The sequence below is a fragment of the Propionibacterium acidifaciens genome (assembly GCF_003798325.1).
Taxonomy (GTDB): domain Bacteria; phylum Actinomycetota; class Actinomycetes; order Propionibacteriales; family Propionibacteriaceae; genus Propionibacterium; species Propionibacterium acidifaciens.
Genome location: NZ_CP033719.1, coordinates 2,324,122 through 2,345,958, shown reverse-complemented (window position 1 = coordinate 2,345,958; position 21,837 = coordinate 2,324,122). Strand labels below are relative to the sequence as shown.

General features: G+C 72.6%; 19 protein-coding genes. 1 reads left to right on the top strand and 18 read right to left on the bottom strand.

Features of this window, described 5'->3' with window-relative positions:
* Nucleotides 1-4: 4 nt before the first annotated feature.
* From ftsZ to EGX94_RS09910, 14 genes are all read right to left on the bottom strand, one after another.
* On the bottom strand, nucleotides 5-1,204 hold the full coding sequence (ftsZ, locus tag EGX94_RS09975) for a cell division protein FtsZ (protein WP_028706921.1): 1,200 nt from the start codon (nucleotides 1,202-1,204) through the stop codon (nucleotides 5-7).
* Between the two features lie 236 nt (nucleotides 1,205-1,440).
* Complete coding sequence (locus EGX94_RS09970; RefSeq protein ID WP_028706922.1) at nucleotides 1,441-2,157, bottom strand: cell division protein FtsQ/DivIB; 717 nt, start codon at nucleotides 2,155-2,157, stop codon at nucleotides 1,441-1,443.
* Nucleotides 2,154-3,587, bottom strand: coding sequence for a UDP-N-acetylmuramate--L-alanine ligase (murC, locus tag EGX94_RS09965; protein ID WP_021796066.1), 1,434 nt, complete (start codon nucleotides 3,585-3,587; stop codon nucleotides 2,154-2,156). The genes EGX94_RS09970 and murC overlap by 4 nt, the downstream gene beginning before the upstream one ends.
* The gene (gene murG, locus EGX94_RS09960; RefSeq protein WP_043119851.1) at nucleotides 3,574-4,683 is read right to left on the bottom strand and encodes an undecaprenyldiphospho-muramoylpentapeptide beta-N-acetylglucosaminyltransferase; all 1,110 of its coding nucleotides are present in this window, start codon (nucleotides 4,681-4,683) and stop codon (nucleotides 3,574-3,576) included. The genes murC and murG overlap by 14 nt, the downstream gene beginning before the upstream one ends.
* Nucleotides 4,683-5,960, bottom strand: a complete 1,278-nt coding sequence (locus EGX94_RS09955; protein ID WP_021796065.1) for a peptidoglycan glycosyltransferase FtsW — start codon at nucleotides 5,958-5,960, stop codon at nucleotides 4,683-4,685. Before EGX94_RS09955 ends, murG begins: the two co-directional genes overlap by 1 nt.
* Before the next feature lies 1 nt (nucleotide 5,961).
* Entirely contained in the window at nucleotides 5,962-7,422 is a 1,461-nt protein-coding gene (murD, locus tag EGX94_RS09950; protein WP_021796071.1) for a UDP-N-acetylmuramoyl-L-alanine--D-glutamate ligase, read from the bottom strand.
* Nucleotides 7,423-7,438: 16 nt separating this feature from the next.
* Nucleotides 7,439-8,533: a phospho-N-acetylmuramoyl-pentapeptide-transferase gene (gene mraY, locus EGX94_RS09945; protein ID WP_021796070.1), complete on the bottom strand. Its 1,095-nt coding sequence runs from the start codon at nucleotides 8,531-8,533 to the stop codon at nucleotides 7,439-7,441.
* The gene (locus EGX94_RS09940; RefSeq protein WP_081660752.1) at nucleotides 8,530-9,990 is read right to left on the bottom strand and encodes a UDP-N-acetylmuramoyl-tripeptide--D-alanyl-D-alanine ligase; all 1,461 of its coding nucleotides are present in this window, start codon (nucleotides 9,988-9,990) and stop codon (nucleotides 8,530-8,532) included. The genes mraY and EGX94_RS09940 overlap by 4 nt, the downstream gene beginning before the upstream one ends.
* Before the next feature lies 1 nt (nucleotide 9,991).
* Nucleotides 9,992-11,584 carry a UDP-N-acetylmuramoyl-L-alanyl-D-glutamate--2,6-diaminopimelate ligase gene (locus tag EGX94_RS09935; protein ID WP_021796425.1) on the bottom strand — a complete coding sequence of 531 codons (1,593 nt, stop codon included), beginning with the start codon at nucleotides 11,582-11,584 and terminating at the stop codon, nucleotides 9,992-9,994.
* Complete coding sequence (locus tag EGX94_RS09930; RefSeq protein WP_051383711.1) at nucleotides 11,584-13,389, bottom strand: peptidoglycan D,D-transpeptidase FtsI family protein; 1,806 nt, start codon at nucleotides 13,387-13,389, stop codon at nucleotides 11,584-11,586. Before EGX94_RS09930 ends, EGX94_RS09935 begins: the two co-directional genes overlap by 1 nt.
* Nucleotides 13,390-13,520: 131 nt before the next feature.
* Nucleotides 13,521-14,033 (bottom strand): hypothetical protein, encoded by a 513-nt coding sequence (locus EGX94_RS09925; protein WP_123826245.1) that lies wholly within the window; start codon nucleotides 14,031-14,033, stop codon nucleotides 13,521-13,523.
* Complete coding sequence (gene rsmH / locus EGX94_RS09920) at nucleotides 14,033-15,025, bottom strand: 16S rRNA (cytosine(1402)-N(4))-methyltransferase RsmH (protein ID WP_021796165.1); 993 nt, start codon at nucleotides 15,023-15,025, stop codon at nucleotides 14,033-14,035. The genes EGX94_RS09925 and rsmH overlap by 1 nt, the downstream gene beginning before the upstream one ends.
* A gap of 114 nt (nucleotides 15,026-15,139) precedes the next feature.
* Complete coding sequence (gene mraZ / locus EGX94_RS09915; RefSeq protein ID WP_021796164.1) at nucleotides 15,140-15,577, bottom strand: division/cell wall cluster transcriptional repressor MraZ; 438 nt, start codon at nucleotides 15,575-15,577, stop codon at nucleotides 15,140-15,142.
* Nucleotides 15,578-16,139: 562 nt separating this feature from the next.
* Nucleotides 16,140-16,535: a DUF3040 domain-containing protein gene (locus tag EGX94_RS09910; protein ID WP_028706930.1), complete on the bottom strand. Its 396-nt coding sequence runs from the start codon at nucleotides 16,533-16,535 to the stop codon at nucleotides 16,140-16,142.
* 160 nt (nucleotides 16,536-16,695) lie between these two features.
* Between EGX94_RS09910 and EGX94_RS09905 the strand changes: the two genes are divergently transcribed.
* Complete coding sequence (locus tag EGX94_RS09905; RefSeq protein ID WP_021796155.1) at nucleotides 16,696-18,918, top strand: HelD family protein; 2,223 nt, start codon at nucleotides 16,696-16,698, stop codon at nucleotides 18,916-18,918.
* Between the two features lie 53 nt (nucleotides 18,919-18,971).
* On the opposite strand, the gene EGX94_RS09900 is transcribed toward EGX94_RS09905, so the two are convergent.
* From EGX94_RS09900 to EGX94_RS09885, 4 genes are all read right to left on the bottom strand, one after another.
* Nucleotides 18,972-19,661 carry a hypothetical protein gene (locus EGX94_RS09900; RefSeq protein ID WP_021796159.1) on the bottom strand — a complete coding sequence of 230 codons (690 nt, stop codon included), beginning with the start codon at nucleotides 19,659-19,661 and terminating at the stop codon, nucleotides 18,972-18,974.
* 73 nt (nucleotides 19,662-19,734) lie between these two features.
* Nucleotides 19,735-20,121, bottom strand: a complete 387-nt coding sequence (locus EGX94_RS09895; RefSeq protein WP_021796160.1) for a hypothetical protein — start codon at nucleotides 20,119-20,121, stop codon at nucleotides 19,735-19,737.
* 466 nt (nucleotides 20,122-20,587) lie between these two features.
* Entirely contained in the window at nucleotides 20,588-21,031 is a 444-nt protein-coding gene (locus EGX94_RS09890; RefSeq protein WP_192962646.1) for a hypothetical protein, read from the bottom strand.
* Nucleotides 21,032-21,131: 100 nt separating this feature from the next.
* Nucleotides 21,132-21,833 (bottom strand): hypothetical protein, encoded by a 702-nt coding sequence (locus tag EGX94_RS09885; protein WP_043119951.1) that lies wholly within the window; start codon nucleotides 21,831-21,833, stop codon nucleotides 21,132-21,134.
* Nucleotides 21,834-21,837 lie beyond the last annotated feature (4 nt).

The following is a 21,837-nucleotide window of genomic DNA, read 5'->3' as shown; positions in this document are numbered from 1 at the left end:
GGGCTCACTTCATGAAGTCGGGGATGTCCAGCTCGTCGTCATCGGGCGGCAGGACGGCCTGCTCGGACTGGACGCCGGTGCGGCGCGTGGGCTCCTCGTTCTCGACGGGGGCCGGCGTCGAGAAGGGCGTGCGGGCGGCCGGGCGGCGCGCCTGCTCGGGCTGGGCGGACGCCGGGCGGGACGGCTGCTCGGAGGGGCGGGACGGCTGGCGGCCCGCCTCGGCGGGACGGCGCACCGGGACGGACTGGGGTCCCTGGTCGCTGTCGAAGCCGGCGGCGATGACGGTGACGCGCACCTCGTCGCCCAGGGCGTCGTCGATGACGGTGCCGAAGATGATGTTGGCGTCGTCGGCGGCGGCCTCCTCGATGAGGTCGGCGGCCTCGGAGACCTCGAACAGGCCCAGGTCGGAGCCGCCGGCGATCGAGAGGAGAACGCCCTTGGCGCCGTCGATGGTGGCCTCGAGCAGCGGACTGTTGATGGCCTGCTCGGCGGCGGTGCGGGCGCGGTCCTCGCCGCGGGCCGAGCCGATGCCCATGAGCGCGGAGCCGGCGTCCTTCATGACGGACTTCACGTCGGCGAAGTCGAGGTTGATGAGGCCGGGCGTGGTGATGAGGTCGGTGATGCCGGAGACGCCCTGCATGAGCACCTGGTCGGCCTGCTTGAAGGAGTCCAGGATCGACATCTGGCGGTCGGTCATCTCGAGCAGCTTCTCGTTCGGGATGACGATGAGCGTGTCGACTTCCTCGGACAGGCGTCCGATGCCCTCGTCGGCCTGGCGGGCGCGGCGCTTGCCCTCGAAGCGGAACGGGCGGGTGACGACGCCGATGGTGAGGGCGCCCAGCGAGCGGGCGATCTTCGCGACGACGGGCGCGCCGCCGGTGCCGGTGCCGCCGCCCTCGCCGGCGGTGACGAAGACCATGTCGGCGCCCTTGAGGGTCTCCTCGATCTCGTCGGCGTGGTCCTCGGCCGCCTGGCGCCCGGTCTCGGGGTTCGCGCCCGCGCCGAGACCCCTCGTGAGCTCGCGGCCGATGTCGAGCTTGACGTCGGCGTCGCTCATGAGCAGCGCCTGCGCGTCGGTGTTCACGGCGATGAACTCGACGCCCTTGAGACCGTCCTCGATCATGCGGTTGACGGCATTGACACCACCGCCGCCGACGCCCACAACCTTGATGACCGCCAAGTAGTTCTGGGACGCAGTTGCCACGGGAGTCCGCCTCATTTCTCGGGGAGCTGGCCGCGCCTGCCCCGCTGTACCGACATGCTTGATCGAATGCACCCGCACAGTGCCCTGCAGGAAGTGCATGCTCAGGCTATGGAAGGCCGGTGGCTTAGTCCAACGGCCCGGCGTGTTCCGTCCAGAGTCTGAACCTGTGGTCGAGACATTGAATCGGAGCGCTCCGGGCCCTCCCACCCGGCCGCGGACCGGACCCGCACGACGGCTCAGGAGGCGGCCGGGCGGGAGGGCGCGGAGACGTCGTACGTCGTATAGTCTCCGCCCCGGGCGAGCAGCACCTCGATGACCGAGGCCTTCTCGGCGGACTGCTCGGCGCCGCCCCAGAAGATCGTGGTGCCGCCGTCGAGGAGGAAGCTGATCGAGTCCACCGAGCCGGCGCTGACCGAGCCGAGGCGCTCGCGCACGTCCTGGGGCAGGGCGCTCGTCGCGGCGGCCACGGCGGCCCGCAGCCCCTGGTCGCCGGCGTCGGCGAGCGCGGCGACGGGGACGGCTGAGCGCTCGGGGCTCGTGGTGAAGACGACGCCGGAGGAGTCGACCTGCCCGTAGCCGCCGCCGGCGTCGATCTGGTAGACGGCGGAGCGCTCGGTGACCTCGATCCGCACGGTGCTCGGCCAGGAGCGCACGAGCCGCGCGTCGGCGACGGTCGCCAGCTGCTCGACGCGGCCGGTGACCGCGGCGCCGTCGAGGCGGGCGAGCGGGGCGCCGGCGGGCACGGCCGCTGCGGCCCGCACGTCGTCGACCGGGGTGAGGACGGTGCCGGTGACCTCGACGTCGCGGACGACGAGCACCGGCGAGAAGCCGACGAGCCAGGCGAGCGCGGCGACGACGAGGAGCCCGACGGCGACGGCGGCGAACCGCCGGGTGCGTCGGCGGGCCCGGGCGCGCTGACGCACCCGCAGCGCCTGGTCGAGCTCCGCGCTCATGACCGGGACGCCCCCAACCGCTCGAGCAGGGCCGGTCCGACGCGGGTGATGTCGCCTGCGCCGAGCGTCATGACGAGGTCGCCGCCGCGCACCAGGTCGGCGAGGGCGGCGGGCAGCCCGGTCTTGTCGGGAACGTACCGGACGTCGGCGCCGGCGGCCCGGGCCGCGTCGACGACGAGTTCGCCGGTGACGCCCGGCTCCGGCTCCTCCCTCGCCGGGTAGACGTCGGTGAGGACGACCAGGTCGGCCGCGGCCAGCGCCCGGCCGAACTCCTCGGCGAAGATGCGGGTGCGACTGAACAGATGGGGCTGGAAGCAGGCGATGAGGCGCCCCCCGCCGGCCGCCCCGCGCCCGGCCTCCAGGGCCCTGGCGATCTCGGTGGGGTGGTGGGCGTAGTCGTCGACGACGGTGACATCGCCGCCGTCGAGCGCGACCGACCCGACGAGCTGGAAACGGCGGCTGGTGCCGGCGAAGGAGCGCGCGCCGGCCAGCAGCGCGTCGGCGTCCAGACCCAGCAGCTCGCCGACGACGAAGGCGGCGGCGGCGTTCCACAGGTTGTGCCGACCGGGCACCGCGAGCTCGAGCCCGTGCTCGCGGCCGTCGTGGTCGAGGCGCGCCCGGGCCGTCATGCCGGCGGACGAGACGTCGGTCAGCCGGGCGTCGACGCCGGCGGACTCCCCGTAGGTGATGACCCCGGCGCGCACCGCCGGATCCGCGCGCAGCCGCTCGGCCAGCGCCCTCGCCCCCGGGTCGTCGCCGTTGATGACGACCCGCTCGACCCGCTCGGCCGTGGCGAAGCGGGCGAAGCCGTCCGCGTAGCGCTCGGGGGTGCCCCAGTTGTCGAGGTGGTCGGCCTCGATGTTGGTGATCACGGCGATGCTCGTCGGGTACTGCCAGAAGGAGCCGTCCGACTCGTCGGCCTCGACGATGAAGGGGGCGCCGCGGCCGATGCGGGCGGACTCCCCCGTCGTGACGAGCGGCGAGCCGACGACGTAACTGGGATCGGCCCCGGCGGCGGCCACCATCGTGGCGACCATCGCGCTGGTCGTCGTCTTGCCGTGGGTGCCGGCGACCGAGACGCCCCGGTGCCCGAGCATGAGGGCGGCCAGCGCCGTGCTGCGGTGCCACACCCGCAGCCCGGCCCGGCGGGCCGCGACGAGCTCGACGTTGTCGGGGGGGATGGCGCTCGACACGACGACGGTGCTCACCCCCTCCAGCTGGGCGGGGTCGTGGCCGACGTGGGTCTCGATGCCCAGCTCGGCGAGGTGCCGCAGGGCCGGCGAGTCGGTCCGGTCGCAGCCGCTGACCGGGATGCCGAGCTCGTGGTAGCCGAGGGCGATGCCGCTCATGCCGGTGCCGCCCATGGCGATGAGGTGCAGTGCGCCCAAGCGGTCGGGGGCGACGAGCCCGACGGGTTCACGCAGCGTCACGGCCGGCCTCCTCGAGCACGATCCCCGCGACGCGCCGGGCGGCGCCGGGCGGCATGATCCTCTGGGCCGCGGCGCCCATCCGTGCGAGACGCCCGGCGTCCAGCATGACGGGGAGGAGCTCGCCGACGAGGCGGTCGCGGTCGAGCTCGTCATCGGGCACGACGAGGGCCGCGCCCGCCTCGACGAGGGGCCTCGCATTGCGCGCCTGCTCGCCGTTGCCGATCGGCAGCGGCACCATGAGGGCCGGCAGGCCGACCGTGGCCGTCTCGACGACGGTGCCGGCGCCGGAGCGGGCCAGCATGAAGTCGGCGGCCGCGTAGGCGTTCTCCATGTCGTCGACGTAGGCCAGCGGATGGTAGCCGGCGCCGGTGGAGCCGTCGACGACGGTCTCGTCGTCGTGGAAGTTCTTCATGCCGAGCACGTGGAGCACCTGGATGCCTGCGCCCAGCAGGTCGTCGCGGGCCGCGACGACCGCGGTGTTGATGGAGCGGGCGCCCGAGGAGCCGCCCGAGACGAGCAGCACGGGAAGATCCCCGCGCAGGCCGTACTCGGCGCGGGCGGCGGCCCGTCGCGAGGCCCTGCCCTGCTCGGCGAGCTCGGTGATGGCGGCGCGCACCGGCAGCCCCACCTGGCGGGCGCCGGGCAGCGGCGTGCCGGGGAAGGAGGTGAGCACGGCCGCGGCGAAGCGGGCGGCCACGCGGTTGGCCAGGCCCGGCAGTGCGTTCTGCTCGTGGATGACCACGGGGACGCGCCGGCGGCGGGCGGCCAGGTAGGCGGGCATCGAGACGTAGCCTCCGAAGCCGACGACGACGTCGGCGCCGACGTCGTCGAGGACCCGTCCCGCCCGGCGGACCGCCCGTCGCAGCCGGAACGGCACCTTGACCAGCTCGCCGGTGAGCCGGCGCGGCATCGGCACCGGCGGGATGAGGCGCAGCTCCAGGCCCGCCTCGGGAATGACGCGGGTCTCCAGGCCCTTGGGCGTGCCGATGCACACCACCGTCCCGCCCGGGTCGAGGCTCCTCAACTGCTCGGCCGTGGCGATGAGCGGCGAGGTGTGCCCGGCCGTCCCGCCACCCGCCAGCACGACGTTGACCATCATCGTCCCTTTCCGTCGACCACTGAGGTGACGCGCACGGCCCTCCCCCGGGCGGGCGCGCCCCGGCGCTTCAGGGCGGCCGCCGCCTCCGGCTCGTGGCGGGCGGCGGCCAGCAGGGCCCCCACCGCCACGAGATCGGCGATGAGCGAGGAGCCGCCGTAGCTGATGAACGGCAGCGGCACGCCCATGACCGGCAACATCCTCATCGCCACGGCCACGTTGAGCACCGCCTGGATGAGCAGCCAGGCCGTCACCGAGGCGGCGGCCATGCGCCAGAAGACGCGCGTGCTGCGATTCGCGATGCGCATGCCGACCAGGCCGAGGCTCAGGAACAGGCCGATCACGACGATCGTACCGAGCAGGCCCATCTCCTCGCCGAGCACCGCGAAGACGTAGTCGTTGAGGGCGCCGTCGTAGAGTCCGCCCCACTTGGCGCGGCTGCGGCCCAGCCCGACGCCCCACCAGCCGCCGGTGGCCAGCGCGTAGACGGCGTTGAGCGGCTGCTCGGAGTCGCCGACCGCGCCCGAGCCCGACAGGAGGGCCCCGATGCGCTGCATCCGCCCCGGGCTCGTGACGACGAGGGCGGCGACGAGCAGGACGGCCGCGGCGAGGAATGCGACGAGCAGCTGCCAGGGGGCCCCGATGAACCAGTACACCGCCAGCATGATCGCCAGGAGGATGACGCCCGTACCGAGGTCGTGGCCGCCGACGACGACGAGGCCGATGATGACGACGAAGCCGAGGACGACCGGGAAGAGGAGATCCTTGGCCCGGCCCAGGTTCCTGCGCTTGGTCGCGAAGATGCTCGCCGCCCACAGGACGAGACCGATCTTGGCGAACTCGGAGGGCTGCAGACTGAGCGGACCCAGGCTGAGCCAGTTGCGGTTGCCCTTGTTCGAGGCGCCGTCGGCGGCGTCGCCCAGCGGAGTGAACACGACGAGCAGCTCGGCGATGATCATGGCGCCCACGAGCAGCCAACCGAGCACCCCCAGTGCCCGCTCGCTGCGCCGCGAGACGAGCCAGGCGAGCACGAGGCCGACGGCCAGGTAGAGGAGGTGGCGGCGGAGGAAGTAGTACGAGTCGCCCAGGTTCTCGGCGGCGTAGACGGACGAGGAGCTGAGCACCATGAGCACGCCGAGGCCGAGGAGCAGCCCGACGCACGACAGCACGAGGTAGTAGTCGGCGCTGGGCCGGGCGACCGCCTCGCCCAGCAGCTCGGCGCTCAGACCGCTCGGCTCGGTGCGCGGGCCCCTCCGGCGCCCGCGGGAGGCGGCCATGTCAGGCGCCCCGAGCGGTCACGGCGCGGGCGGCGACGGCGAAGTCGTCGCCGCGCTGCGCATAGCCGGGCCACATGTCCTTCGAGGCGCAGCCGGGGGCCATGAGGACCGTGTCGCCGGGGACGGCCATCGCGGCGGCGCGGCGCACGGCCTCGGCCATGAGCGCGGTGTCGGTTCCGTCGAGGACGACGACCGGGACCTCGGGGGCGTGCTCGGCGAGGGCGTCGGCGATGAGCCGGCGGTCGGCGCCCAGCAGGACGACGCCGCGCAGCCGCTCCCGGTGGGCGTCGATGAGCCCGCCGAACGAGGTGCCCTTGGCCTGGCCCCCGGCGATCCACACGATGTGCTCGAAGGCGCGCATCGAGGAGTTCGCCGCGTGCGGGTTGGTGGCCTTGGAGTCGTCGACCCAGCGCACCCCGCCGGCCTCGGCGACCGTCTCGATGCGGTGTCCGCCGAGGTCAAGCTCGCGCAGCCCTTGGCCGACGGCCGGCGCCGCGACGCCGAAGCTGCGGGCCAGGGCGGCCGCGGCGAGGGCGTTCTCGACGTTGTGCGGGGCGTAGGGCCGGACGTCGTCGAGCGATGCGAGCGGCAGGGCCGAGGTCTGGCGCTGCGCGATGAAGGCGCGGTCGACGAGCTGGTCGTCCACGACGCCCAGCTGCGCGACCTGCGGGACGCCGAGGGTGAAGCCGATGGCGCGGGCCCCCTCGACGACGTCGGCGTCGGCGACCATCTCGCGGGTGGCCGGCTCGGCGGCGTTGTAGACGCATGCGTGGTGCACGCCGTGGAGGATGCGCGCCTTGTCGGCGCCGTAGGCGGCCATCGCCGCCGCGGTGTCGCCGGCGTAGTCGTACCACTCGAGGTGGTCGGCGTGGAGGTTGAGGACCGCGGCCGAGTGGAGGGCCAGCGAGGGCGACCAGTGCAGCTGGAAGCTCGACAGCTCGACCGCGAGGACCTCGTAGTCGGCCGGATCGTTGATGGCCTCGATGATCGGACGGCCGATGTTGCCGACGGCCGCGGAGCGGAAGCCTCCGGCCCGCAGCATCGAGTCGAGCATCTGCGTCGTGGTCGTCTTGCCGTTGGTGCCGGTGATCCCCAGCCAGGCGATCGAGCGGCCGGCGGGCACGAGGCGCCAGGCGAGCTCGGGCTCGCCCCAGATCGGCACGCCCGCCCCGGCGGCCTGGGCGAGCAGCGGCCAGTCGGGGCGCCAGCCGGGCGAGGTGATGACGACGTCGGCGCCGTCGGGCAACCGCGCGCTCGAGCCGGGGCCGAGGCCCACCCGCGCGCCGAGGGCCTCGAGGATCCGGGCGTGCTCGTGCAGCGACTCGTCGTCGCCGTCGTCGAGGACGGTGACGGAGGCGCCCAGCTCGAGCAGCGCGTCGGCTGCGGCGTACCCGGAGGTGCCCAGGCCCGCGACGACGGCATGGGCCCTCCCCCACGGGCTGGTCCTGTCGGCACCGGCCATCCAGTCCTTCACGATGTCACCAACCCCATATCCAGCCGCCGTAGAACAGTGCGAGGGCCACGGCCACGCACACCCCGCAGATGATCCAGAAGCGGATCACCACCGTGACCTCGTCCCAGCCGACCATCTCGAAGTGGTGGTGGAGCGGGGCCATCTTGAACACGCGCCTGCCGTGCGAGAGCTTGAAGTAGCTCACCTGGATCATCACCGAGGCGGTCTCGATGACGAAGAGCATGCCGAGCACGATGAGCAGCAGCTCGGTGCGGGTGTAGATCGACAGGGCGGCCATCGCGGCGCCGAGCGCCAGCGAGCCGGTGTCGCCCAGGAAGATCTTCGCCGGCTTGGCGTTCCACCACAGGAAGCCGAAGCAGGCGCCCGCCAGAGCGATCGACACCACCGCCAGGTCGTTCGGGTCGCGCACCGTGAAGCAGCGCGGGCCGTGGTTGCCGCCGGTGACGCACCACTGGTTCGCCTGGAAGATGCTGATGAGGGCGTAGGCGGCGAAGACCATCGTCGAGGCGCCGGTGGCCAGGCCGTCGAGCCCGTCGGTGAGGTTGACGGCATTGGAGCCGGCGGTGATGAGCAGGGTCATCCAGATGATCGCCACGACGACGGGCAGGCGGAGCCAGTCGATGTCGTGGACGAGCGAGATCGCGACGGTGGCGGGGCGGGCGCCGACGTTCTTGGCGACCTGGGGGTCGGCGGCGGCGGGGAACAGCAGGGAGGCGACGCCGAACAGGACGCCGATGAGGCCCTGCCCGATCATCTTCCCGCGCGGCGTGAGGCCGAGGGATCTCTGCTTGGAGATCTTCGTCCAGTCGTCCAGGAGGCCCACGAGGCCCGTCGCGACGAAGACGGCGAGCACGAGCAGCCCGGAGACCGTGACCGAGGAGCGGGAGATGAGGTGCGCCAGGAAGTAGGCGAGGACGACGGCGAGGATGACGACGGCGCCGCCCATGGTGGGCGTGCCCCGCTTGGTGCGGTGGCTCGTGGGGCCGTCGTCGCGGATGAACTGGCCGTAGCCGCGGTGCACGAGCAGGACGATGAAGTAACGGGTGCCCACGAGTGTGGCGGCCATGGCGATGATCGCCGCCGAGAGAATCGTGATCATCGCGCAGTACCTTCCTCGTCACGGTCGATGAGCTGTGCGGTGACATCCTCGAGCGCCAGCACGCGACTGGCCTTGACGAGCACGACATCGCCCGCGCCCAACTCTAGTGACCCGGCGACATCCGCCTTGTCCGCCGCCCGGGCGTTGGTCCCGGGCCCGGCGGCGGTCGCGCCGGCGACGAGCGCGCCGGCGTGCTCGCCGACGGCGACGAGCTCGTCGTAGCCGAGCGAGGCGGCGAGCGCGCCGATGTCCCGGTGCAGGGCGTCGGCGTCGGGGCCGAGCTCGGCCATGTCGCCGAGCACGGCGATGACCCGGGCGTCCGGCCGCTCGGCCCGGCGCGCCGCGCCCATGGCCGCGACGGCGCGCAGCGCGGCGGCCGTCGAATCGGGGTTGGCGTTGTAGCAGTCGTTGACGATCGCCGCGCCGCGGGCGGTCTCGACCAGCTCCATGCGCAGCGGCGAGCGGGTGCGGGCTCCGCTGAGCGCCGCACCGACGGAGCCGAGCGGGGCCCCCGCGGCCAGTGCCATGGCGGCGGCGGCGGCGGCGTTGGGGACCTGGTGGGCGCCGACGAGCCCGAGGCGCACCGGGACCCGGCCGTGGACGCCCTCGCGCAGGGCGTGCAGGGTGAACGCGCCGCGCTGGAGCGCGTCGAGGGCGATGTCCTCGGCCCAGACGGCCAGCTCGGCGTCGCCGGCCGGCCGGCCGGCGACCGACCAGCGGGCGATGCGGGCACCGGTGCGCCCGGCCATGGCCGCGACGAGCCGGTCGTCGTCGTTGAGGACCGCCCAGCCGTCAGCGGGCAGGGCCTCGAGGATCTCGACCTTGGCCCGGGCGATCGCCTCCCGGCTGCCGAACTCGCCGAGATGGGCGGTGCCGATGTTGAGCACGGCGGCGATGCGCGGCGGGACCATCGCGCACAGCGTCCTGATGTGGCCGATCCCCCGGGCGCCCATCTCGGCGACGAGGAAGCGGGTGCGCTCGTCGACGCCGCAGGCGGTGAGGGGGACGCCGATCTCGTTGTTGTGGTTGCCGTCCGGGCTGACGGTGGGGCCGAGGCGCTCGAGCACCTGGGCCAGCAGGTCCTTCGTCGAGGTCTTGCCGCTGGAGCCGGTGATGGCGAGGGTCGTCATACCGCGCCGGTCCTCGACGTCGACGAGCGCGCGGGCCAGAGCGGCCAGCGCCGCCGCGGGGTCCGGGACGACGAGGCGCGTCAGCGGCGCCCCGACGTCGTGGCCGACGACGGCCGCGGCGGCGCCCCGCTCGGCCGCCGCCGCGGCGAAGTCGGCGCCGTCGACGCGCTCCCCCGGCAGGCCGATGAACAGGGAGCCGGCCGTGGCGGCGCGGTTGTCGATGACGACGTCGGGGCCGACCGGGACCTGCCCGTCGCCGACGACGGACGGCTCGATGCCCGCGGCCGCCAGGAGCCGCGCGAGGCGCTGTGCGCTGGTGACCCGCACGTCAGTTCCCCTCCGGCACGCCGCCGGGGCGCACCCCGTCGTCCTCGGCGGCGCCCGCGCGCAGCCGCGCCCACTCCTGGGCGATCACCGCCGTGTCGTCGAAGGGGTGGCGCACCCCGTCGACCTCCTGCGTCGTCTCGTGGCCCTTGCCCAGCACGGCCACGGCGTCGTCGGGGCCGGCCAGGGCCAGGGCCCGGGCGATCGCGCTGCGGCGGTCGCCGCCGTCGATGACCTCGGCCCGACCGATGCTGCGCGCGCCCGCCAGCACGGCGGCCCGGATGCTCGCCGGCTCCTCGGTGCGGGGATTGTCGTCGGTGACGACGACGACGTCCGCGTGCTGGGCCGCGATCCGGCCCATCGGCTCGCGCTTGGCCCGGTCGCGGTCGCCCCCGGCGCCCACGACGGCGATCGTGCGGCCGCGCACCGCGGCCAGCGCGGAGGCCACCGCCTGGGGCGTGTGGGCGAAGTCGACGTAGATGCGCGGGGCCGGGGCGGGCAGCGGGACCCGCTGCATGCGCCCGGGGACCTGGGCCGCCGCGAGACCAGGCAGGGCGGCGTCGAGGTCGACGCCGCACAGGTCCAGCATGGCCGCGCAGGTGGCGGCGTTGGCGACGTTGTAGCGCCCGGGCAGGGCGATGTCGAAGTCCAGGCGGCGGCCCGCCGCGTCGAGTTCGACGTGCTCCCCGCCGGACGCGGTGCCCTCGAAGCCCAGCACCCGGTAGTCGGCGCCGGCGCCGAAGCCGAAGGTGGCCAGGTCGACGCCGCCGGCGGCCCGCACCCGTTCGGCGAGGACGCGGCCCCACTCGTCGTCGGCGTTGACGACGGCGCGGCGGGTCATGTCCGGGGCGAAGAGCCGGGCCTTCGCCTCGAAGTAGGCCTCCTGCGTCCGGTGGAAGTCGAGATGGTCCCGCCCGAGGTTCGTGAAGGCGGCGGCGTCGAAGCGCACCCCGGTGACCCGGTCGAACGCGAGGGCGTGCGAGCTGACCTCCATCGCCACCGCGTCGGCGCCCCGCTCGGCCATGGCGGCCAGCAGCCCCTGCAGGTCGCAGGACTCGGGCGTCGTCACGGTGCCGCGGGGGCTGGACAGGGCGCGCCCGTCCAGGCGGAAGCCGATGGTGCCGATCGTGCCGACCCGGTGCCCGGCCGCGCGCAGGGCGGCCTCGAGCAGGAAGGCGGTCGTCGTCTTGCCGTTGGTGCCGGTGACCCCGACCATGAGCAGCCCGCGCGAGGGATCGCCGAACAGGCGGGCGGCGAGATGGGCCATCGCCACCCGCGGGGAGTCGGCGACGACGACGGGGATGCCGGAGCCGGCCGCGAGCGCGGCGCCCTCGTCGTCGGTGAGGACGGCCGCCGCCCCGGCCCCGGCGGCCTGGGCGGTGAAGCGCGCACCGTGGGTGCGAGTGCCGGGCAGGGCGACGTACAGGCAGCCGGGCCCGATCTGCCGGGAGTCGAGGGTGAGGTCGACGAGGACCGTGCCGCCGGCGTCGGCCGGCACGCGCAGGCCGAGCCCGGTCGCGAGCTCGTCCAGCCGTCGGGGTCGGACGGCGGACGGACGCAGGGCGCGTTCGCTGCTCTCGGGCGCAGGTGCACTCATCACGGCTCGTACTCCAGGGGTTCGGTGTCGATCGGGACCTCAGCACTCGGGAGAACACCGTAGCGCGGCAGCGCCGCCGACATGAGCATGCGGGAGGTCGGCATGGCAACCGTGCCGCCGTACTGGTCCCGCACCTCGACGACGGTGTAGACGAGGATCTGCGGGTCCTCGATCGGGGCGACGGTCACATAGGACGACATGTAGCGGTGCGCGTCGTACTGGCCGGTCGTCTGGTCGATCACCTGGGCCGTGCCCGACTTGCCGCCCATCCGGTAGCCGGAGATCATCCGTCCCTGCTGGCCCGTTCCTCCGGCGGTGACCGCCTCCATGAGGTCCCGCACCTGGCCGCTGGCCCGCTCCGAGATGACCCTCCGGGAGCTCCGCTCCGGCAGGGGCACCGCGGCTCCGTCGGCGCCGGTGGCCCCGGCGATGATCGTCGGGCGGTGGTAGACGCCGCCGTTGGTCGCGGCGGCGAGCGCGGCGGCCATCTGGACGGCGTTGGCCGAGAAGCCCTGGCCGAACGCCATGTTGTCGCGCGTGTAGTCGGGCATCGACGCGTCCGGCAGGTAGCCGTCGGTCTCGCCGGGCAGTTCGATGCCGCTGGCGGCGCCGAAGCCGAAGCCGGCCATGTACTGCCGGTAGGCGGCGGCGTCCATCTGGCGCAGCAGGAGCGCCGAGCCGATGTTCGAGGAGTGGTAGAAGACCCCGCGGGCCGTGTAGTGCTTCGTGTCGGCGTGCCTGTCGGCGTCCTTGATCTCGCCGTCCCCCGAGGCGAGCGAGGCGGGGACCTCGACCTTCGTGTCGGGGTCGGCCAGGCCCTGGTCGAAGAGCGCCGCGTTGGTGAAGACCTTGGCGACCGAGCCGGGCTCGTAGGCCTCGGTGATGGCCCGGTTGCCCAGGTCGTCGGCGTCGGCCGCGCCCGGGGCGTTCGAGTCGTAGCCGGGCGTGGTGGCCAGGGCGAGGATCTCGCCCGTCTTGGCGTTCATGACGACCGTCGAGGCGCTCAGCGCGTTGTACTCGGCGGCCTGGGAGGCGAGCAGCTGCCGGGCCGTGTACTGGAGCTCGGAGTCGATCGTCAGCGTGTAGGTGGTGCCGTCGGTCGCGTCCTTGAGGGTGTTGTCGGCGAGCGGGATGCGGCCGTACTGGCCCGACTCGTACTGCTCGAAGCCGTCGGCGCCGGCGAGCTGCGCGTCGGCGTAGTACTCGAAGCCCCCCGCGCCGGCCCCCTCGGAGTTGACGAAGCCGACGACATTCGAGGCGAGCGTGCCCGAGGGGTACACCCGGATCGGGTCGTCCTCGCTCGTGATGCCGTAGAGGCCCTTGTTGCCCAGCACGTCGGTGGCCTCGTCGAGGGCCTGGTGGAGCTGCTCGTAGGTGTCGGCGCTCACCCTCTCCTCGAGCACCTCGTACTGGTCGGCCGAGCCGTCGTCGTTGGTCGTGCGGGTCAGGGCCGGGAGGTAGTCGGTGGTCGCGCCGCCGAGGAAGTTGACGAGGACCTCGGCGATCTGGTGGGGGGTGCGCTCGGCCAGGTCGGCCGCCTGCTCGTCGGTCAGGCCGCCGGTGTTGTACCCGTTGGCGCTGATCGCGGTGGGGTCGGCGATGACCTTCACCGCCGGCTGGGTGCTGGCCAGCACCTCGCCGTTGCGGTCGAGGATCGCACCGCGGGTGGCCTTGATCGTGCGGGTGTGGGTCATCTTCTCGGCCGCGGCCTGGGCGTTGGCCGCCGAGTCGAGCCCCTGCAGCTGGAAGGCCCGGGCCGCCAGGGCGAGGGTGAGCACGACGATGAGGCCCATGGCGATGCGCACCCGGAGGGTGGTCGAGCCCCGGCGCGGACCGTGGGCCGACGAGCCGGCCGGACGCCCCGACGGGGGACGTCGGCCGCCCCCGCGCGCGGCCGGCGGGCGGGACGAGTGGGAGCGGGGACGGGAGGAGCCCATCAGCCACTCGCCTGGGGGCTCGGAGCGGGCCCGGAGCCCGTCGGGGACGACGCCGGGGCGCTGGACGACGCCGACGCGGAGGAGCCGGCCGACGGTCCGCCGGACGGGGCGCCGGCCGTCGGGACGGCGACCCCGGGCATCTCGGTGCCCTCCATCGGGACGGGCGTGCCGTGACTCGCACCGTCGGGCATCTGGACGATGAGGGGGTTCGTGTTCGGCACCATGCCGAGGGCCGCGGCCATCGAGGCGAGGGAGTTCGTGGTGCTGAGCCTCTCCACCTCGCCCTGCAGCGCCGCCTCGTGGTGGGAGGCCTGCTCGGCCTGGTTCTGCAGCTGCTCGAGCTGGGTCTGCTGGTCCTGGATCTGGGTGCTCAGGACGACCACGCCGCCCAGGCCGATGCCGAGCATGCCGATGAGCACCAGGACGAAGGCGCCGTTGGACAGACGCCGTCCGCCGTGGCCGTCGGGGACGAGGACGCGCGGACGGGCGCGGCGGGGTCTGCGCGCGGACATCAGCACCGCCCCCCGTCGACCGGCCGGATGCGCTCGAGGACGCGCAGCCGGGCCGATGCGGCGCGGGGGTTCCGCGCGATCTCCTCGGCGGCGGGCCGGGCGGCGCCGCGGGTGACGAGCGCGAAGCGCGCGCGCAGGTGCTCGGGGACGACGGGCAGGCCGGGCGGCGCCGCGTCCTCGGCGGCCGCGGCGAAGGCCCGTTTGACGATGCGGTCCTCCAGCGAGTGGTAGGCCAGGACGGCCGCGCGCGCATGCACATCCATGCGGTCCAGCATGACAGGCAGGACGCCCGACAGCGCGTCCAGCTCGCCGTTGACCTCGATGCGCAGCGCCTGGAAGACGCGGCGGGCCGGATGCCCGCCCTGGCGTGCCCGCACTGCCGCCGGCAGGGCGCCGGTGATGGTCCGGACGAGGCGGGCGGAGGTGGTGAAGGGCTCGCGCTCGCGCTCGGCGACGATCGCCCGCACGATGCGCCGGGCCTGGCGCTCCTCGCCGTAGTCGCGCAGGACGCGGACGAGCTCGTCGGGGGCGTAGCCGTTGAGGACGTCGGCCGCCGTCACGGAGCCCCGGGTGTCCATGCGCATGTCGAGCGGGGCGTCGACGCGGTAGGCGAAGCCTCGGTCGACGCGGTCGGCCTGCAGGCTCGACAGGCCCAGGTCGAGGAGCATGGCGTCGATGCGCTCGACGCCGACCCCCGCCAGGACCCGGTCGAGCTCGTCGAAGCGGGCCCGTACCAGGTGGACGCGGCCGCCGAACCGGGCCAGGCGTCGTCCGGCGAGCTCCAGCGCATCGGCGTCGCGGTCGATGCCGACCAGGACGGCGCCCGGGTTCCGGTCGAGGACGAGGCTCGCGTGCCCCGCCATGCCGAGGGTGCCGTCGACGTAGACGGCGCCGGGACGCCCGAGGGCGGGGGCGAGGTGGGCGGCGACGGCCTCGGCCATCACCGGGACGTGGACCGCGGCGGGGTCGACGCCGGTGCCCGGCTCGGTCATGACGTCCTCCCCCGAAGTGGAACTGCGGCATCCGGTTCCAACCCGAGCCGGGGTCACCTGGCGCCGGGGAAGGTGCGCCAGGGGATCAGCCCGGGTCGAAGCCGCATGCCGCAGTCAGCGATCAGCATCACCCGCGAGGATCTCTCCGTTCATGTCGGCGAAGACGTCCTCCTGGGCGGCGGAGTAGTTCTCCCAGGCGGTGCAGTCCCAGACCTCGACCCTGTTGATGGCGCCGACGACGACGATCTCCTTGTCGAGCCCCGCGTAGGAGCGCAGGGTCGCCGGGATCGTCACTCGCCCCTGCTTGTCCGGCACCTCGTCGCTCGCCCCGGCCGCCAGCATGCGCTGGAAGTCGCGGACCTGCTTGAGCGTCGCCGGGGCGGTGCCCACCGACCGGGTCATGGCGACGAAGGTGGCCATCGGGTAGATCGCCAGGCAGCGGTCCTGGGACCGCGTGATGACGAGGCCGCCGGCCAGTTCGTCGCGGAACTTCGCCGGGAGGAAGAACCGGCCCTTGTCGTCGAGCTTCGGGGTGTGGGTACCCAGGAACATGGGCCTCCCCCTTCACTCGCCGACCGAGGACGTTTGCTCCACTGTGCTCCACGATACTCCATTTCACTCCATTTGACGCATTCAACGCTCCCCTCGGCCATTCGGGTCCCTCCTGCCCTCTCCCGGCCGGGACGGTCCCGTCGTCGGAGCCCGTGACCGCCGCAGATGCCGGTCTTCCCGGGCGGAGGGACGGAGTTCCCGGCAGTACATGCCGGATGCGCAGTCGCTCGCCGGCCTCGGGCGGGGACGGCGGTGGCCGAGGGGCGGCGGGGAGCGCCCCCACCACGGTCGGGAGGCGGTGCGGACGAGGAGCGGGAACGGCGGTCGCCGACGGGCGCGGGCGCAGCAGGACCGGGGAGCCGACGGCCCGGGGGCGATGACGAGGTCGGGGAGCGCAGCGAGCGCTCGACACGCGGGACCCCTTCCCGGCGGCCCGGCCGGCCGAGTGCGGGCGCAGCAGGACCCCCGGGTCCGGAAGACCCGGGGGTCCTGCTGCGCCCGTGCGGGGGTTCGTGTCAGGCGGCCGCTCCGCTCCTCGTTGAACGGCGCCGCCGGCGGTGATTCAGAAGCGGCCCTCGTCCTGGCGACGACGCCAGCGGTCCTCCATCTTCGTCATGAAGGGGTCGGAGGGGGTCTGCCTGCCCGAGGACGGCGGCTTCGCGCGGGGGACGTTCCTGGAGCCCCCGGTGCCGCCCCAGGCGTTGAGCGCGAGGATCGCGGAGCAGAGCATGAGGATGAATCCGATGACGCTGATGACCCAGACGGTCTGCATGCCGACGAGCAGGAGGGCCAGGCCGGCGACGAAGCCGAGCCCGGCGAGACCGGCCCGGCGCCGCGAACGGGTGACGGGACGGCGCTCCGACGGCGTGCCCATCGTGCGGGCGAGCCGGGGATCCTCGGCCATGAGCGATGCTTCGAGTTCGTCGAGCATCCTTTGCTCTTCGTTCGAGAGGGGCATCACACGCCTCCTTGGTCAGGCGTTCGGTCCGTCGATCCACCACCGGGTCGACGGTGATCCCAGTCTATGACTCGCCCCGCCCTGGGGGAAACGCCCCGGGGCACGGAGTAGAATTGATCGATCCCGCCACCGGACCTGGTCGGTCCCGCCATGAGGAAGAATGCAGTTGAGCGAATCCGAGCACCTGGATCCAGCAGAGCCCCTCGCCTCCGAACTGGCCGCCGAGCAGCGGCACGTCGACCGCGTCTACGAGGCCCTCCGACAGGCCGAGGCCGAGGCCCGCGGCGTCGAGGCCGAGTCCCGCGCCCGCTTCACCTCGGACCGGGCCGACTGGCTGCGCGAGGAGAACAGCACCGCCCTGTTCGAGCGCGACGCCTTCGCCTACCAGGCGGCCAAGCGGTTGGCGATCCTCGACGAGGAGCACGAGGGCCTGGTCTTCGGCCGCCTCGACCTGCGCGAGGACGAGGAGTGCCGCTACATCGGCCGCATCGGCGTGCGCGACGCCGAGTACGAGCCCCTCGTCATCGACTGGCGCGCGCCGGCGGCGTCCGCGTTCTACCGCGCGACCCCCACGAACCCGATGGGCGTCGTACGGCGCCGCGTCCTGCGCTGCCGCGACGACAGGGTCATCGGCATCGAGGACGACCTGCTCGACACGCAGGCGCCGACGGATCTGGTGATCATCGGCGAGGGCGCGCTCATGGCGGCCCTGTCGCGGGCCCGCGGCGCGCACATGCGCAGCATCGTGGCGACGATCCAGGCCGAGCAGGACGAGGCGATCCGCGCCCCCTACCAGGGGGTCACGATGATCGCGGGCGGGCCCGGCACCGGCAAGACGGTCGTCGCCCTCCACCGGGCCGCCTACCTGCTCTACACGCACCGCAGGCGTCTCGAGCGCGGCGGGGTGCTCGTCGTCGGCCCCTCGGACGTCTTCATGCGCTACATCGAGCGCGTCCTGCCCGGCCTCGGCGAGGACGCCGTGGCGCTGCGCAGCGTCGGGCGCGTGGCCCAGGACGTGCTCGGAGTGGGCACCGACCGGCAGGACGACGCCGAGACGGCCGTCCTCAAGGGCTCGCCGGTCATGACCCGGCTGATGCGCCGCATCGCCCACGAACCGTTGACGGCCGAGCCCGCGCGCGGTCTCAAGGTCGCCGTCAAGGGCGAGTTCCTGCGGCTGGACGCGCGCACCCTCGCGGGCATCCGCACCCGGGTGCTCGGCCAGCGCACGATGAACCAGGCCCGTCCGGCCGCCGAGGAGATGCTGCTGGACGCCCTCCACGAGCGCCGCCCGGCCGAGCTCGCCGACATGGGGCGCGAGGAGTTCGACGAGCGCGTCACCGGGCAGGCGTCCTGGCGGATGTTCCTGAACGCATGGTGGCCGCTGGTCGGGCCCGAGCAGACGCTCGCCCGTCTGGCCGAGCCGTCGGTGCTCGCCAAGGTGGCCAACGGGCTGCTCGACCCCGACGAGCAGGCCGTCCTGTCGCAGTCGCTGGCCCACGCGCGCGGCTACCTGCCCGAGGCCGGCCAGCCGCGGCCGGCCTGGACCGTCTCGGACGTCCCGCTGCTCGACGAGCTGTACACCGTCCTCGGTCCCGCCCCGGCGGCCGTCGACGAGGAGCCCGGACTGCTCGTCGAGGAGGACTCGGACGTCGCCGAGCTCGTGACGGTCGCGGATCTGCTCACCGACCGCCGCGAGGACGAGGACCCGCTCGAGAACTACTCGCACGTGCTCGTCGACGAGGCCCAGGACATCACGCCGATGCAGTGGCGCATGATCCGCCGCCGCGGCCCCCAGGCGAGCTGGACGATCGTCGGCGACCCGGCGCAGAGCTCCTACCCCGACGCGGGCCAGACCGAGCGCGCCATGCGCGAGCTCGTCGGACGGGCCCCGCACCGCACCTTCCGGCTGGCGACGAACTACCGCTCCCCCGCCGAGGTCATGGCCCTGGCGGGCGCCTACATCCGCCGGCTCGTCGACGACGCCGACCTGCCGAACGCGGTGCGCAGCACCGGTGAGCGACCCCGGCTGCTCAGCTGCACCCCGGAGCACGCCGACGAGGAGATCCGCGCCCAGGTGTCGGCGCTGGCCGACCGGGTCGAGGGCACCGTCGGCGTCATCGTCCCGCCGTCCCGCTACGACGAGGTCGTCGCGCTCGGCCTCGGGGACGCCGAGCGGATCTTCGTCGTGACGGCCCTGGAGGCGAAGGGCCTCGAGTACGACGCGGCGCTGGTCGTCGCGCCCGACGAGATCGTCGACGAGGCCCCGGGCGGCCCGCGCGTGCTCTACGTGGCGCTGACCCGCCCCACGCGGCTGCTCGTCACGCTCGACATCACGCCGGGCGCCTTCCCCGGCGGCTGGCGCGAGGGGCTCGAAGCCGGGTGAGCCATCGGCCCGCGTCGCGACCGACGAGGCACTGCCACGTCGATGGCCACGGATCAGCCGTCCAGCCCCAACCTGGCACGGGCCTGCCCAAGGGTGAACGGGTAACGGATCGTGGCGGCATTGGTGACCAGGTACGACGGGTTCCGGTAGAACGACTCGTCCCACGGCCGCAGACCCACCGCGGCCGCATACCCCACCAGCATCTCCTCCGTGAACCGGTCCCGACGACGCCGGCTCCCGTACGCCTCCACATCCTCGAACGACTGGACCTCGCCGCCCGCCTCGAAATACCAGCGTCCAGGATTGTTCTCGATCAGATCAACCGTCCGAACCGTACCGAGTTTCGTCTCCGGACCCAACACCCGGAACTGCCGCGCCCCCAACGGCCCCCCACTGTTGCCGGCAGGCGGGACAGACGCAACGAAATACCCGCGCACCTTCAACAGTTGACTGGCCAGGAGTCCTGTCAGTTGAGCGACGCCCTGACCATTCACCTGGCCGTCGAACATCGCCGTCCACCCGTCCAGGGCCGTCGAGGTCAGAAGAATGCGAGGACGCGAAGCGATGGTGAGCGGCTGCAGCTCGAGGAGATTCTCCTCCAACGAGCCCCCGAGCTCCGTGGCCCGCCCGCCGTCATGAACCCTCGTGAAGAACTCGACCAGAACAGCCGCCACCTCCTCCGGCGGCGCACCGAGGAAACCAATCGAAAACGTCAACGGCGCGAGCCGACCACCGAAAAGCACAGGACCACCACTCCCTTCCCTTGTTCCCGGACCCACGTTCGCGACACGGCCACCACCGACTGTCAGGGCGCAGTCAAGCTCCCCAGTCATCCTCTCCGACCCTGAAATTCCATGGATCCAAATCGGTGTCATCCGTGCACTCGATCCGAATACCGTTGTCCAGGACCAGAGTGAGATTTCCCAGGTCCATGGTGAAATCTGGCACCACTTCAATGACCGTACGGCCCACCAGGGCACCAGGTGGAGTCCCCGGTCCCTCGAGCAGGTCAACGGACAACGAGTCATCGAACAAGAGCTCACCCCCGGCATCGACGACGCGAAGACTGCACCACGACTGAAAATCCCAGTCAGGGCCACCGAGAAGCAGCATCTCATTCTGCATGGATGCACGTTGGATCAACAAGTGAGGCACGCCAGTCGCCCACTCCTCAAAGTCCGGGTACATTTCATCAACTCTCATGAGGATCCTTCCTACTAGTCAAAAAGTTCTATGTGGCAGCGCTCGCGAACCCATTTCGTGATATTGGATATCTCCTTGGGTGGGTTTGGTGGCTTGCCCGTGAACGGACTGACCAAGTCATTATTGACATTGGTGAAACTAGCCCTTTGTGATGCATGCTTGGTTGCGTCCATGACCCGAACTTTGGAGCCATCTGGTAGAATGCAACCAGTATCCGGACTCCTCGTTGAGAAGGTGTCAAGCCCTGCTGATCGGAGGCCTTCTTCGAGTCGGGTCCTGCTCGTGGGGATGACTGTGCCGTTCTCGTCGGCGATGGAGTCGGGGCCGGTCGTGTGCGGGGGTTCGATCTGCGGCCGTGCAGGCGCGGCCGGTGGCTCTGCCCGTGGGGCGGGTGATGCGTTTGCTGGTGCTGCCACGGGGCTGAGGGCGCTTCACGTGCGCAGAGCATGGTTCCGGGATTCCCCGGTCAGGGTCCGATGTCGCCGAACGCCCACTTCCCGTCCGGACCCGAGGGAGCCCCACGGCCGTGCCCCATCCACGTGACCCCGGGCAGAGTCATGACCCATGACTCCCACTCCGTCGCCACCACACGGATCCACCCATCCGTGAAGCCCACGTGCAGCCAGCCCTCACCGGAGTCCACAGCCCGCAGCCGCTGACCCTCGAAACCCTTCAGGGCCGCAGTGAGCTCCTCCGGCTCCATCTCGTCCCACAACGACTCATGCCCCTGACGCCCCACGAAAGGCCCCGTGATCTCGAGCGTCACAGTACCGGCGGACAGCACGGGGACCCGGTCGTGATCGAAGTCATCGACCACCTCGAACCGAGACACCGGAACCGGCAGGACCCTCTCGAGACGCTCCCGGACACTCACCACGGACACCCCCCAGGACAACGAGAACGACAACACCCGGTGACGTCTGCGCGAGGCCCGGACGCGGCCGGGCGAGGCACTCGCCCCGGGGAAACACCGGACAGGGTCCTGCGCGGGCCCTCCGGAAGCCACGGGATCAGCCGTCCAGCCCCAGCCTGGCACGGGCCTGCCCAAGGGTGAACGGGTAACGGATCGTGGCGGCATTGGTGACCAGGTACGACGGGTTCCGGTAGAACGACTCGTCCCACGGCCGCAGACCCACCGCGGCCGCATACCCCGCCAGCATCTCCTCCGTGAACCGGTCCCGACGACGCCGGCTCCCGTACGCCTCCACATCCTCGAACGGCTGGACCTCGCCGCCCGCCTCGAAATACCAGCGTCCAGGATTGTTCTCGATCAGTTCAACCGTCCGGACATACCCGAGTTTCGTCTCCGGACCCAACATGTGGAACTGCCGCGCCCCCAACGGCCCCCCACTGTTGCCGGCAGGCGGGACAGACGAAACGAAATACCCGCGCACCTTCAACAGTTGACTGGCCAGGAGTCCTGTCAGTTGAGCGACGCCCTGACCGAGGGCATCGCCCTCGAACATCGCCGTCCACCCGTCCAGGGCCGTCGAGGCAAGCAGGACCTTTGGCTGCGACCCGATGGTGAGCGGTGGCAGCTCGAGGAGATTCTCCTCCAACGAGCCCCCGAGCTCCGTGGCCCGCCCGCCGTCATGAACCCTCGTGAAGAACTCGACCAGAACAGCCGCCACCTCCTCCGGCGGCGCATCGAGGAAACCAATCGAAAACGTCAACGGCGCGAGCCGCCCGTCGAAGAGAGAGGTCATCATCATCTGC

What these genes read in the sequence shown, in the direction of transcription:
- EGX94_RS09905 (WP_021796155.1), top strand. Translation starts at nt 16,696, where the DNA reads ATGCAGTTGAGCGAATCCGAGCACCTGGATCCAGCAGAGCCCCTCGCC.
- EGX94_RS09910 (WP_028706930.1), bottom strand. Translation starts at nt 16,535, where the DNA reads ATGCCCCTCTCGAACGAAGAGCAAAGGATGCTCGACGAACTCGAAGCA.
- EGX94_RS09885 (WP_043119951.1), bottom strand. Translation starts at nt 21,833, where the DNA reads ATGATGATGACCTCTCTCTTCGACGGGCGGCTCGCGCCGTTGACGTTT.
- mraZ (WP_021796164.1), bottom strand. Translation starts at nt 15,577, where the DNA reads ATGTTCCTGGGTACCCACACCCCGAAGCTCGACGACAAGGGCCGGTTC.
- murG (WP_043119851.1), bottom strand. Translation starts at nt 4,683, where the DNA reads ATGGTCAACGTCGTGCTGGCGGGTGGCGGGACGGCCGGGCACACCTCG.
- murD (WP_021796071.1), bottom strand. Translation starts at nt 7,422, where the DNA reads ATGGCCGGTGCCGACAGGACCAGCCCGTGGGGGAGGGCCCATGCCGTC.
- EGX94_RS09970 (WP_028706922.1), bottom strand. Translation starts at nt 2,157, where the DNA reads ATGAGCGCGGAGCTCGACCAGGCGCTGCGGGTGCGTCAGCGCGCCCGG.
- EGX94_RS09935 (WP_021796425.1), bottom strand. Translation starts at nt 11,584, where the DNA reads ATGAGTGCACCTGCGCCCGAGAGCAGCGAACGCGCCCTGCGTCCGTCC.
- EGX94_RS09895 (WP_021796160.1), bottom strand. Translation starts at nt 20,121, where the DNA reads ATGAGAGTTGATGAAATGTACCCGGACTTTGAGGAGTGGGCGACTGGC.
- mraY (WP_021796070.1), bottom strand. Translation starts at nt 8,533, where the DNA reads ATGATCACGATTCTCTCGGCGGCGATCATCGCCATGGCCGCCACACTC.
- EGX94_RS09925 (WP_123826245.1), bottom strand. Translation starts at nt 14,033, where the DNA reads ATGTCCGCGCGCAGACCCCGCCGCGCCCGTCCGCGCGTCCTCGTCCCC.
- EGX94_RS09955 (WP_021796065.1), bottom strand. Translation starts at nt 5,960, where the DNA reads ATGGCCGCCTCCCGCGGGCGCCGGAGGGGCCCGCGCACCGAGCCGAGC.
- rsmH (WP_021796165.1), bottom strand. Translation starts at nt 15,025, where the DNA reads ATGACCGAGCCGGGCACCGGCGTCGACCCCGCCGCGGTCCACGTCCCG.